The organism is Phenylobacterium sp. J367 (assembly GCF_024699985.1).
GTDB lineage: Bacteria > Pseudomonadota > Alphaproteobacteria > Caulobacterales > Caulobacteraceae > Phenylobacterium.
This window is the reverse complement of the sequence record NZ_JAJONA010000001.1, coordinates 408,160-419,875: the sequence shown is the minus strand read 5'-3', so window position 1 is coordinate 419,875 and position 11,716 is coordinate 408,160. Positions and strand designations below refer to the sequence as shown.

14 protein-coding genes and 2 pseudogenes are annotated in these 11,716 nt (G+C 70.9%); 8 read left to right on the top strand and 8 right to left on the bottom strand.

Features of this window, described 5'->3' with window-relative positions:
- Positions 1-157: 157 nt before the first annotated feature.
- Together LRS04_RS02415 and LRS04_RS02410 are read right to left on the bottom strand one after the other, a co-directional pair.
- Positions 158-859 (bottom strand): response regulator, encoded by a 702-nt coding sequence (locus LRS04_RS02415; protein WP_257818914.1) that lies wholly within the window; start codon positions 857-859, stop codon positions 158-160.
- A 2-nt stretch (positions 860-861) separates the two neighbouring features.
- Positions 862-1,353 carry a MarR family winged helix-turn-helix transcriptional regulator gene (locus LRS04_RS02410; RefSeq protein WP_257814991.1) on the bottom strand — a complete coding sequence of 164 codons (492 nt, stop codon included), beginning with the start codon at positions 1,351-1,353 and terminating at the stop codon, positions 862-864.
- Positions 1,354-1,430: 77 nt separating this feature from the next.
- Here LRS04_RS02410 and LRS04_RS02405 point away from each other — a divergent pair, with 77 nt between their 5' ends.
- A complete protein-coding gene (locus LRS04_RS02405; protein ID WP_257814990.1) occupies positions 1,431-2,318 on the top strand; it encodes a branched-chain amino acid aminotransferase in 888 nt (295 codons plus the stop codon).
- Between the two features lie 157 nt (positions 2,319-2,475).
- Here the strand turns inward: LRS04_RS02405 and LRS04_RS02400 are convergent, their stop codons facing one another.
- From LRS04_RS02400 to LRS04_RS02385, 4 genes are all read right to left on the bottom strand, one after another.
- Complete coding sequence (locus LRS04_RS02400) at positions 2,476-2,871, bottom strand: hypothetical protein (protein WP_257814989.1); 396 nt, start codon at positions 2,869-2,871, stop codon at positions 2,476-2,478.
- A 76-nt stretch (positions 2,872-2,947) separates the two neighbouring features.
- Complete coding sequence (folB, locus tag LRS04_RS02395; protein ID WP_257814987.1) at positions 2,948-3,355, bottom strand: dihydroneopterin aldolase; 408 nt, start codon at positions 3,353-3,355, stop codon at positions 2,948-2,950.
- Between the two features lie 13 nt (positions 3,356-3,368).
- Positions 3,369-4,106 (bottom strand): SDR family oxidoreductase, encoded by a 738-nt coding sequence (locus LRS04_RS02390; RefSeq protein WP_257814986.1) that lies wholly within the window; start codon positions 4,104-4,106, stop codon positions 3,369-3,371.
- A gap of 12 nt (positions 4,107-4,118) precedes the next feature.
- Positions 4,119-4,256: a hypothetical protein gene (locus LRS04_RS02385; protein ID WP_257814985.1), complete on the bottom strand. Its 138-nt coding sequence runs from the start codon at positions 4,254-4,256 to the stop codon at positions 4,119-4,121.
- A gap of 66 nt (positions 4,257-4,322) precedes the next feature.
- Between LRS04_RS02385 and LRS04_RS27545 the strand changes: the two are divergent.
- From LRS04_RS27545 to LRS04_RS27535, 5 genes and pseudogenes are all read left to right on the top strand, one after another.
- Positions 4,323-4,421, top strand: a pseudogene (locus tag LRS04_RS27545) (hypothetical protein); the annotation flags it as partial.
- Positions 4,422-4,773: 352 nt separating this feature from the next.
- Complete coding sequence (locus tag LRS04_RS02380; protein WP_257814984.1) at positions 4,774-5,256, top strand: SMP-30/gluconolactonase/LRE family protein; 483 nt, start codon at positions 4,774-4,776, stop codon at positions 5,254-5,256.
- Positions 5,257-5,379: 123 nt separating this feature from the next.
- Positions 5,380-6,819 carry an aldehyde dehydrogenase family protein gene (locus LRS04_RS02375; RefSeq protein ID WP_257814983.1) on the top strand — a complete coding sequence of 480 codons (1,440 nt, stop codon included), beginning with the start codon at positions 5,380-5,382 and terminating at the stop codon, positions 6,817-6,819.
- Between the two features lie 170 nt (positions 6,820-6,989).
- Positions 6,990-7,586: pseudogene (locus tag LRS04_RS27540) on the top strand (alpha/beta hydrolase); the annotation flags it as partial.
- On the top strand, positions 7,561-7,935 hold the full coding sequence (locus LRS04_RS27535) for an alpha/beta hydrolase fold domain-containing protein (RefSeq protein ID WP_374577088.1): 375 nt from the start codon (positions 7,561-7,563) through the stop codon (positions 7,933-7,935). The pseudogene LRS04_RS27540 and the gene LRS04_RS27535, both read left to right, overlap by 26 nt.
- Here LRS04_RS27535 and nhaA read toward each other — a convergent pair.
- A complete protein-coding gene (gene nhaA, locus LRS04_RS02365; protein WP_257814982.1) occupies positions 7,915-9,105 on the bottom strand; it encodes a Na+/H+ antiporter NhaA in 1,191 nt (396 codons plus the stop codon). The two genes, LRS04_RS27535 and nhaA, sit on opposite strands and share 21 nt — an antisense overlap.
- A gap of 116 nt (positions 9,106-9,221) precedes the next feature.
- Here nhaA and LRS04_RS02360 point away from each other — a divergent pair, with 116 nt between their 5' ends.
- Positions 9,222-9,785: a carboxymuconolactone decarboxylase family protein gene (locus LRS04_RS02360; RefSeq protein WP_257814981.1), complete on the top strand. Its 564-nt coding sequence runs from the start codon at positions 9,222-9,224 to the stop codon at positions 9,783-9,785.
- A gap of 1 nt (position 9,786) precedes the next feature.
- Positions 9,787-10,581 (top strand): SDR family NAD(P)-dependent oxidoreductase, encoded by a 795-nt coding sequence (locus LRS04_RS02355; protein ID WP_257814980.1) that lies wholly within the window; start codon positions 9,787-9,789, stop codon positions 10,579-10,581.
- Here LRS04_RS02355 and LRS04_RS02350 read toward each other — a convergent pair.
- A complete protein-coding gene (locus LRS04_RS02350; protein WP_257814979.1) occupies positions 10,578-11,654 on the bottom strand; it encodes a hypothetical protein in 1,077 nt (358 codons plus the stop codon). The two genes, LRS04_RS02355 and LRS04_RS02350, sit on opposite strands and share 4 nt — an antisense overlap.
- Between the last annotated feature and the right edge of the window lie 62 nt (positions 11,655-11,716).

Below are 11,716 nucleotides of genomic sequence, written 5' to 3'. Positions count from 1 at the left end.
ACCGCCGGCCGAGCGCAGCGGAGAGCCGGTGGTGGAGGGGCAAGCCCCACGCACTGCCGGCCGCTTGCCCCCTCCACCACTCGCTCTGCGGCGAGCGGTCCCCCTCCCGCCGCTGGCGCGGGGGAGGTGAAGGGAAGACGTGACCGCATCGGGCGCATCAGTCGGGCGCCAGGCGGTAGCCCACGCCGCGGACGGTCTGGAGGTAGCGGGGGGCCTTGGGGTCGTCCTCGATCTTGCGGCGCAGGCGGGTGACCTGGACGTCCACGGCGCGGCCGGAGGGATCGACCGTGCCGCTGGCCAGTTCCAGGCGGTCCACCGGCTCGTGCGGGGTGCGGGCGAGCTGGCGGAGCAGGGCCACCTCGGCCTCGGTGAGGCGCACCAGTTCCCCGTCGCAGGTGAGCTCGCCGCGGTCGGCGTCGAAGGCGCAGCGGCCGAGGGAGAGGGGGCCTTCGCCGGAGGGCTTGTCCTTGGCGCGCCGCAGGATCGCCTCGATCCGGAGCAGCAGCTCCTCGGGCTCGAAGGGCTTGGCGAGGTAGTCGTCGGCGCCCGTGCGCAGGCCCTCGATGCGGTCGCCGGGCTCGCCCTTGGCGGTCAGCATCAGGACCGGCGTCCGGCCGGCGGGCCCGCGCTGGTCGCGCAGCCAGCGGGTGAGGGAGAAGCCGTCCTCGCCGGGCATCATCACGTCGAACACCGCCAGGTCGAAGTCGAGGCTCTCGATCAGCTTGCGGGCGGGCGCCCCGCCGTTGGCCGCGGTCACCCGGAAGCCGGCGCGGGCGAGGTACTCCTTGAGGAGTTCGCGGATGCGGTCGTCGTCGTCGACGACGAGCAGGTGGCGGCCCCGGCGGGCCGTCTCGGTCATGGTCATCCCATCGCTCCGCTCGATCCGGGACTGCGGGTGCGGCCGCCGGCCAGGGCGGCCAGGATGCGCCTCGCGCCCGCCACCCCGTCCAGCCCCGCCGTACGATAGGCCCGGCCGAGCTGGGCCCGAAGCCGTTCCGTGATCGCGCCCTCGAAGGCCAGGCCGGCATCGGTGAGGGCGGCGCTGCGGCGGCGGCCGTCGAGGTCGCCGGCGGTCTTCTCGACGAGGCCCTTGCCGGCCAGGTCCACGAGGATCCGGCTGGCGGCCTGTTTGGAGAGGCTCGTCAGGTGGGCCAGCTCCTGCACGCCGACGCCCGGCCGGCGGCGCAGCAGGAAGGCGGCGCGCCAGTGCGAGCGGCCGAGCCCCAGGCCGGCGGCGTCGAGCCCGGCGTCCACCTGGGCCCAGAGCGAGGCCTCGGCGAGCATCATGAGCTCGACGCCGGCGTCGAGCTCGTCCTCCCTGAGGATCAGGCGGGGATCAGCCGGCGCGCTCATGTCAGGCGGCCAAATCGTTTGACTGGGCGACGGCGGGCGGGTTCAAGGGGAACCCCACGAAAGGAGGTTTCACCCTCATGTCCCTCGTTCCCTTCGACGATCGCGACGGTTGGATCTGGCTGGATGGCCAGTTCGTGCCCTGGCGCGAGGCGAAGGTGCACGTACTCACCCACGGCCTCCACTACGGGTCGGCCGTGTTCGAAGGTGAGCGGATGTACGGGGGTGAGATCTACGAGCTGACCGCGCATACCGAGCGTCTGTTCAAGTCCGCCGAGATCCTGGACATGGAGATCCCGTTCACCGTGGCGGAGATCGACCAGGCCTGCAAGGACACCTGCGCCAAGAACGGCCTCACCGACGCCTACATCCGTCCGATCGCCTGGCGGGGTTCCGAGATGATCGGGGTCTCGGCCCAGAACACCAAGATCCACGTGTCGATCGCGGTCTGGGACTGGCCGAGCTACTTCAAGCCGGAGGAGAAGGCAAAGGGCATCCGCCTGACCTGGGCGAAGTACAAGCGCCCCTCGCCGGAGACCGAGCCGGTCCACGCCAAGGCCGCCGGCCTCTACATGATCTGCACGCTCTCCAAGCATGCGGCGGAGAAGGACGGCTACACCGACGCGATGATGCTCGACTACCGGGGCTATATCGCCGAGAGCACCGGCTCGAACGTGTTCTTCATCCAGGACGGGGTGATCCACACCCCGGTGGCGGACTGCTTCCTGAACGGGATCACGCGCCAGTCGGTGATCAAGTTGGCCCGGTCCAAGGGCTTCGAGGTGGTCGAGCGCCACATCAAGCCGGAGGAGCTGTCGGGCTTCACCGAATGCTTCGTCACCGGCACGGCGGCCGAGGTCACCCCGGTGGCCGAGATCGGCGAGCACACCTTCCGGCCGGGCAACATCTCGCTCAGCCTGATGGACGACTACGCCAAGATGGTCCGCCGCGAGCTGGTGGCGGCGTAAGACGGCGATCCCTCCCCTTCAGGGGAGGGAAAGTCCGCGCATGCGGACAGGGTGGGGAGTCGCGTCCAGGCGCTCGCCTCAGAGACTGGATCACACTTCCCCGCCCGTCCCGTGCTGCGCACGGTCCACCCTCCCCTGAAGGGGAGGGATGATCGCCTTAGGCCAGCCAGGCGTAGGGGCGGGGGTAGGGCTCGTCGCGGGCGAGGTAGATCACGCCGAGGATGCAGCGCAGCGCCCACCAGACGCCGACCACGCCCATGATGAAGACGCCGATCGCCAGGAACGGCAGGCCGATCAGGATCACCGAGAACACCGCGCCCCAGATCGCCAGGCAGCCGCCGATGATCCACCAGGCGATGGACATCCAGAAGGTGCGGATCAGGAAGGTGTAGTGGCTGCGGGTCCTGGGCCCGGCCGAGTCGCGCTGGGCGTAGGCGATCACCAGGCCGATGAAGGCGGTGACCACGGTGGCGAAGGCCAGCAGGTAGAGGCCGTAGACGACCGCCGGCATGGTCCGGTCCTCGACAGCGCCATAACCCAGACGATCGCTCATCGGCATCTCTCCCGGGTGAGTCCCTTCACCACGGGGATGATGTGCTCCTTCCGCGGCGGATTTCAACGCCCGCGGATCAGCTGCGGACGACGGTGATCTCCACGCCGGCGCCGGTGGCGTGCGGGGCGAGCGCGAGCGGCTTCTCCACGCGGACCCGGGCCCGGGTGACGCGCGGGTCGGCGAGGCAGCGGCGGGCGAGCCGCTCGGCGAAGGTCTCCACGAGGCCGATGTGGCCCTCGCCGGCGACGGTTCGCGCCGCCTCCAGGATGGTCTCGTAGTTGAGGGTGTCGGCCAGCCGCTCAGCCCCGGCGGTGGGCACGTCCAGCTCCACGTCGACCACCAGTGGCTGCAGACGGCCCACCTCGTGGCGGTAGACGCCGATCTCGGCCTGCACCTCGACGCCGGTGACGAACACCTTCGTCATCACCACGCGCGCCTCGGGCGCGGTCTCGGGAAGGGTGTCGGGGTGAGGTGAGGCAGCCATTACGCGCGCCCCTTCAGCTTTGACGGGCCAGGTGCTGGCCGGCGTCGACGGCGATCATCTGGCCGGTGACCGAGGGCGCGTCAATCAGGTAGCGCAGGGCCTGGGCGATCTCGGCGGGGTCGACGGCGCGGCCCATGAGGGTCGTGGCGACCTCGGCGTCGAAGGCCGCCTGGTCCTGGTGGATGGAGGGCAGGGTCGGGCCGGGGCCGATGCCGTTGACGCGGACGTGGGGAGCGAGCGCCTGGGCCATCATCCGCGTGGCGTCCCAGAGCGCGGCCTTGCTCAGCGAATAGGAGAAGAACTCGGGCGTCGGGGCCAGCACCCGCTGGTCGAGGATGTTGACGATCAGGCCGTCGCGGTCGGCGGGCAGGCGCCGGGCGAACACCTGCGAGAGCACCAGCGGCGCGCGCAGGTTGGTCTCCAGGTGCAGGTCCCAGGAGGCCCGGTTCATGTCGGCGAAGGCGTCCTCCTCGAAGACGCTCGCGGAATTGACCAGCAGGGTGACGGGCCCGAGTTCGGCCTCGGCCTCGCCGACGAGGGCGACGGTCTTGCCCTCCTGGCGCAGGTCGGAGGTGACGATGGCGGCCTTGCGGCCGCGCGCCCGGACCTCGCCGGCGGCGGCCTCCGCGTCGTCGTCGACGGCGCGGGCGTGGATGGCGACGTCGTAGCCGGCCTCCGCGGCGGCGCGGACCAGCGCCCGGCCGATCCGGCGCGAGCCGCCGGTGATCAGCGCCGCGCCGCGGCTGGCCATCCGCCGGCGGCCTTAGTCGATGCGGCCGAACTCGAAGACGTTCAGCGCGACCATGACGGCGAGGAAGATGGCGATGGTGGCGATCCCGATCATGGGGCGGCTCCGTGAAACTGTCGCCCGGGCTTTAGCGAGGCCCGGCCTCCGTCGCAAGGACGCTTGTCGAACGGCCTAAGGCGCCGTCAAGCTTGGAAAAACCCAGTATCCGGGACGAAACCCATGCCGCTTGCGCCCATCCCGATGTCCGCCTTCGAGAAGATCGCCATGGGCATCGACCGGCCGGAGGACGTGGTCGTGGCCCGCGACGGCCGGGTGTTCGCCTCCGACCATCGGTGCGCGGTGGCCGAGATCCTGCCCGGCGGGGGGATCAAGCGGATGGGCGTGAAGGGCGGCGCGCCCAATGGCATCAACATCGACGCCGAGGGCCGGATCGTCATCGCCAATTTCGGCATCTACGACGGGGAGCCGGGACCGCTGCAGCGGTTCGATCCGGCGACGGGGATGCACGAGATCCTGCTGAGCGAGGTCGAGGGCCGGGAGCTGACGTCGGCCAACTATCCGGTGATCGACAGCGCGGGGAACATCTGGTGCGCCAACTCCACCCACGCCGAGACCTGGCCGCAGGCGCTGGACGGGCGGGACGATGGCTTCCTCTTCGTGCTGACGCCGGATGGGGGAGGCGAGGATCGTCGCCGAGGGTCTCAAGTTCCCCAACGGCCTGGCGCTGTCGGCCGACGAGACCAAGCTCTACTGCGCCCAGACCAGCGCCGCCGACGTGCTAGTGTTCGACATCGGGCCGGGCGCGACCCTGGGGCCCGGCCAGCGCTACGGACCGCAGCTCGGCGAGCTGATGCGGCCGGGCGAGCCGGCGCAGGAGCCCTCCACCCTGGGCTACACGGACGGCATCGGCTTCGACGTTCAGGGCAACCTCTGGGTCTGCCTGCCGGGCGCGAACCGGATCGTGGCGATCACGCCGGCGCTCAAGGTGGTCAGCCTGGTCCACGACCCGTCGGGAAAGATCGTCAACCATCCGACCAACATCACCTGGGGCGGGCCGGACCTGATGGACCTCTACATCGGCTCGATCCGGGCGGACTATGTGCTGAAGGCCCGTTCCCCCGTCGCCGGCCAACCCCATATCCATCAGCGCTGAGACGCTTCCCTCGCGGCGCCCCTTCCCACGTGATCGCCGATCATTAAAATGACTGTTTGAAGCCGGGGCGACGCGCCCGGCAGAGTGCCAGAGCCAACAAGCCAATCCGGTCCGGGAGGCCCCATGCGCGAATATCTGCAATTCTATATCGACGGCCAGTGGGTGGATCCGGTCGAGCTGAAGACGCTCGACGTCGAGAACCCGGCGACCGAGGAAGTGGCCGGCAAGATCGCCATCGGCTCGGCCGCCGACGTGGACAAGGCCGTGAAGGCCGCCCGCAAGGCGTTCGCGTCCTGGTCGCAGACCAGCCGCGAGGAGCGCCTGGAGGTGCTGGGCCGCATCCTCGCCGAGTACCAGAAGCGCTTCGGCGACCTGGCGACCGCGGTGACCGAGGAGATGGGCGCGCCCGCCAGCCTCGCCCAGCGGGCGCAGGTGCCGATCGGCATGGGGCACCTTTCCACGGCGATGGAGGTCCTGAAGACCTTCAAGTTCGAAGAGGACCGCGGCCCGACGATGATCGTCAAGGAGCCGATCGGCGTCTGCGGCTTCATCACCCCCTGGAACTGGCCGCTGAACCAGATCGTCTGCAAGGTGGCCCCGGCCATCGCCACAGGCTGCACCATGGTGCTGAAGCCGTCGGAAGTGGCGCCGTTCTCGGGCCAGATCTTCGCCGAGATCATGCATGCGGCCGGCGTGCCGGCGGGCGTGTTCAACATGGTGCAGGGCGACGGCCCCGGCGTCGGCGCGGCGATCGCCAGCCACCCGGACGTGGACATGGTGTCCTTCACCGGCTCGACCCGCGCGGGCATCGAGGTCGCCAAGGCGGCGGCCCCGACGGTCAAGCGCGTGGCCCAGGAGCTGGGCGGCAAGAGCCCGAACATCGTCCTGGACGACGACGCGTTCGCCAAGGGCGTGGGCCGTGGCGTCGCCACCATGATGACCAACTCGGGCCAGTCCTGTAACGCGCCCACCCGGATGCTCGTCCCCAGCAAGCGCATGGACGAGGCGATCGCGGTCGCCCGCGAGGCGGCGGAGAAGGTCACGGTGGGCGACCCGAACGGCAACGCCCAGCTGGGCCCCGTGGTCTCCAAGGTGCAGTTCGACAAGATCCAGAAGCTGATCCAGGCCGGCATCGACGAGGGCGCGACCCTGGTGACCGGCGGCGTCGGCCGGCCGGAAGGGCTCGACAAGGGCTACTTCGTGAAGCCCACGGTGTTCGCCAACGTCACCAACGACATGACGATCGCCAAGGAAGAGATCTTCGGCCCGGTCCTGTCGATCCTCGGCTACGACAGCCTCGAGCAGGCCATCGAGATCGGCAACGACACCGAGTACGGCCTGGCGGCCTACGTCCAGGCCGCCGACCTGCAGCGCGCCCGCAAGGTGGCCTCCCAGCTGCGGGCCGGCCAGGTCTCGATCAACGGCGGCGGCGGCGACCTGATGGCCCCGTTCGGCGGCTACAAGATGAGCGGCAACGGGCGCGAGTGGGGCGACTTCGCCTTCCATGAGTTCCTGGAGACCAAGGCGGTCCTCGGCTACGCGCCGAAGGAAGCCGCGGAGTAAGCGCCAGTCCCTCCCTTAATGGGGAGGGACGACTCGCCGTGAGGCGAGCGGGGTGGGGAGGACATGGCCGGGCGCAGTGCCTGGACATGACCCCCACCCGTCCGGCGCTACGCGCCGTCCACCCTCCCCATTAAGGGAGGGACGAAAAACTGAACGGGGAGGGCCCTGCCATGGCCGCGATCGATCCGGACTTCGGGCTGTTCCTGGAGGCCCAGGCCGAGGCCTTGAAGGCCAATCCCATGCCGCCGCTGGACCAGGTCCCGCCCGAGATGCTGCGGGCCGGCTACCGGATGCAGCGCCAGTCCCAGGACCAGAACGCGCCGAAGGACCTGGACGTCCGCGACTTCACGGTTCCGGGGCCGCACGGCGACATCCCCGTCCGCTTCTACGAGCCGCATGGCCTGGCGAAGCCGTCGGGCCTGCTGGTCTATTTCCACGGCGGCGGCTGGACGATCGGCGACCTGGAGACCCACGACGGCCACTGCCGGCGGATGGCCGCCTGGGGCGGCTGCCGGGTGATGGCGGTGGACTACCGCCTGGCGCCGGAGCACCCGTTCCCCAAGGGGCACGACGACGCCCTGGCGGCGACCCGCTGGGCGTTCGACCACGCCGCGGAGATCGGCGTCGATCCGGCCCGCATCGCGGTCGGCGGCGATAGCGCCGGCGGCAACCTCGCGGCCTCGGTGGCGCTCGACCTGAAGGACGACCCGAAGCGCCGCCTCGCCTTCCAGCTCCTGCTCTATCCGGCGACCACGGCGGAGTGGAAGACAGAGAGCCGCCGGACGCTGGACGGACCGACCCCTGACCTTCGAGGTGATGCGCTGGTTCGAGGCCAATCTCGCGGTCGGCGGGCACGCAGACGCGCACCGCCTGTCGCCGCTGGACGCCGCCGACGTGACGGGCGCCCCGCCGGCGCTGGTGGTCACCGCCGGCTACGACTGCCTGAAGGACGAGGGGCTGGCCTACGCCGAGCGGCTGCGCGCGGCGGGGATCGCGGCGGAGCACGTGGAGTACGCGGCCCTGCCGCACGACTTCTTCATCATGGCCGACGTGTCGCCGGCGGTGATCCCGGCGGCGCGGGCGACGGCCGCGGCCCTACGCGCGCGGATCGGCTGACCGCCGCGCATTGCTCCAGGCCAGCACCGCCCAGCCCAGCAGGGCCGAGGCGACGGAACCGGCCAGCACGCCGACGCGCACCTTGGCCTGGGCGAGATCGTCGGTGGCCGGGAAGGCGCGTTCGCCGAGATAGAGGCTCATGGTGAAGCCGATGCCGCAGAGCACGGCGACGCCATAGAGTTCGAGCCAGTGGGCGCCGGTCGGCCGCCGGTCGAGCTTCAGGCCGATCGCCAGGGCCAGCGCGCCGAAGACGCCGATCTGCTTGCCCAGCACCAGGGCCAGGGCGATGCCCAGGGCCACCGGGGCGGTGGCGACTTCGGCGCGCAGGTCGGCCAGGGTCACGCCGGCGGCGGTGAGCACGAACAGCGGCAGGACGAAGAAGGCGACATAGGGGTGCAGGGCCTCGATCAACTCGTCGAGCACGCCGGGTCCGCCGGGCCGCTTGGCCCGCAGCGGCACGCACAGGGCGGCGGCGAGGCCGGCGGCGGCGGTGTCGATCCCAGCCTTCAGGGTGAAGCCCCAGAGCAGGATGAAGCCCAGCGTCCAGAAGACATAGGGGCAGGTGCGCCAGCGCGACATCCCCACCAGCAGCGCCAGGGTGGCGACCGCCCCGGCCAGCATCCCGGGCCGCAGGTCGCCCGTGAACAGCACCGCGCCGAGGGCGATGGCGGCCAGCAGGTGGACAAGGGTCACGGTGAGCAGCAGGACGCGGAGCGAGGACGGCAGGCGCGGGCCGGCGACGGTGAGCACGGCGAGCGCCACGGCGATGTCGGTGGGGGCCGTGGCGGGCCAGCCCTGGGCCACGCCGCCTTCGCCGATGTTGACGGCCAGATAGATCAGCGCCGGGACGAGGATGCCGCCCGCCGCCGCCATCAGCGGCAGGGCCAGGCGCCGCGGATTGGCCAGCTCGCCGCGGACCATCTCCTCCTTGATCTGCAGGCCGGCCACGAAGAAGAACACCGGCATGAGGGCGGTCTTCACCCAGCCGGCGAAGGTCATGGTCTCGGAGAACGGCCCGAACTGGACGACGATGTCGCGGCCGATCAGCCGCGCGTAGCCGCCGGCCCACGGCGAGTTCGCCCAGACGAGCGCCAGGAGGGCGACGAGGCCCAGGAGCAGGCCGGCGCCGGTCTCCGTCTTGAGGAAGGCCAGTCTCGAGCGGGTGGACATCGGGCCCCTGCGTAGCAACAGGCCGCCCCGCCCGCCAACGAATCCGGGTGGAGCAGGGCGGGGCTCGCCCGCTAAGGTTCGAAGGATGGGTTCGGAGAAACCCGGGAGGGACGACCATGAGACTGAGCCAGCCGCGTATCGCGCCAATGAGCGACGCCGAGATGGGGCCCGAGCAGAAGGAGGCCCTGAAGGACTTCGGCGACGGTCCGCTGCTGAACATCTTCCGGACCCTGGCCCGGGCGCCGAAGGCGCTCAGCCGGTTCAACGCCTGGGGCGGATACGTCCTGTCGCGCCGCAACGACCTGCCGGCCCGCGAGCGGGAAATCGTCATCCTGAGGATCGGCTACCTCTGCCGATCGGGCTACGAGTTCACCCAGCACACCCGGATCGGCCTGAACTCCGGTCTCTCGGCGGACGAGATCGAGAAGATCAAGCGCGGGGCCGACGCCGGCTGGAGCGACGCCGATGCGGCCCTGATCCGGGCGTCGGACGAGCTGCACGCCGACCAGTTCATCACCGAGCCCACCTGGACCGAGCTGCGCCGTCACTTCAGCGAGAAGCAGGCGATGGACGTGGTGTTCACGGCCGGCCAGTACACCCAGGTCTCGATGATGCTGAACACCTTCGGGGTGCAGCTCGACGCCGGCCAGACCCTCGATCCCGAGCTGAAGGCCTACTGAGGTGCGGCTCGCGGGCAAGACGGCGGTGGTGGTCGGGGCCGGCCAGACGCCGGGCGAGACCCTGGGCAACGGGCGGGCCATGGCGCTGCTGTTCGCCAAGGAGGGCGCCCGCGTGCTCTGCGTCGACCGGTTCGGGGCGCGGGCCGAGGAGACGGCGGCCATGGTCGCCCGCGACGGCGGCGAGGCCCACGCCCTGGAGGCCGACATCACCCGGGCCGAGGACTGCGCCGCGATCGTCGCGGCGGCCGTCGCGCGGCTCGGCGGGATCGACGTGCTGGTCAACAATGTGGGCATCGGCGGCGGCGGCGACGGGCCGGCCCACAAGCTCACCGAGGAGGCCTTCGACCGCATCCTCGACGTCAACCTGAAGGGCATGTGGCTGACCATCCGCGCGGCCCTGCCGGTGATGCGCGAGGGCGGCGGCGGGTCGATCGTCAACACCTCCTCCCTGGCCGCGGTCGGCGGCGGGAACCAGACCGCCTACGAGGTCTCCAAGGCCGCGGTGAACCGGCTGACCACCAGCGTCGCCCAGGCCAACGCCCGCTACCGGGTCCGCTGCAACGCCGTGCAGCCGGGCCTCATGGACACGCCGATGGCGGTGGCCGGCATCGCCCGCGGCTCCGGCCGCCCCGAGGCCGAGGTGCGCGCCGAGCGCAACGCCCGGGTGCCGCTCGGCGAGATGGGCACGGCCTGGGACACCGCCTATGCGGCGCTCTTCCTGGCCTGCGACGAGAGCCGCTTCGTCACCGGCGCCATCCTGCCGGTGGACGGCGGAATGGGCGTCAGGATCGGCTAGTCCCCGCCTTCGCCCTGCAGGTCCGCGACGGGGTCGGAGGTCGGCGTGCGGCCCTGGCGCTCGAGCTCGCGCGCCCCGCCGAGGATGCCTTCGAGGGCGTAGTTCCCCTCGTGGCAGGCGTATTCGTAGATCGGCCCCTTGGTGGCGTTCATCGCCACCTCGCCGGTGAAGGGCGCGGTGTAGGTGGCCGGGTCGTCGATGGTGAAGCGGTAGAGGATCTGGGTCGGCGAGACGCGGGTGAAGCGCTCGGTGATCTTCTGGGTCCCGCCGGTGGCGCCCCGCAGGCCCTGCTCCGGGCGCATGTTGAAGGTCTCGACGACCAGGGTGTCGCCCTCCCAACGTCCGATCGAGTCGCCCATCCACTGCTTGACCGAACTGGGCAGGGGCTTGGCGTTCAGCCGCACGATGCGGACGTCGTGGACCATCTCCACGAGGATGGCGATCTCGTCCTTGGACTGAACGATCTGATAGGTGTTGTTGTAGAGCAGCGGCAGCATGGGCGGCCCGGCGCTGGTGCCGAAGGAGAGGATGCAGCGCTCGCCCAGCGAGCGGCTCTCCGGCCCGTCGAAGGCCTTCGGATTGTTGCGCCCGAACCGTTGCGCCATCGCAGCCCGCGCCCTGTCGGTCATCGGCGGCAGCTTGCCGTTCGGCGGATCGACGATGATCGAGGAGCGCGCCTCGCCGTTGATGCGGATCACCTGGGTGCCGGGATCGACCCAGAAGCTGTTGTAGCCGCAGTCCGTGCCGCGGAAGCCGCGGCCGCAGTCGACCGGCAGGTCGCCGACCTTGGCGTTGGGATCGGTGGGCTTCGCGCCCTCCGCGTTGGACTGGGCGACGGCCTGCTCCATGGCCTTCGCGTCCGCCTCCGGGATCACCAGGCTGGAGAACTGCGCAGGGCGTTCGAGCGGGGTGATGGTGGCGTTGGTCCAGATGCCGCCCAGGTCCGGCTGGCCCCAGGCGTTGCGCGGCGCCGTGTACGGAGCCTTCGGCTGGGCGGCGGAGATGGCGGGGACGGCGGCCAGCGCGGTCAGGGCCGTGGCCGCCAGCGCGAGCGCGAGGCGCGAAGGCTTCATGTCTTTCCTCCCTTGAGCGCGCGGTCTTCGCCGCATCGCCGGGGAAATCGTACCGCTGGTTC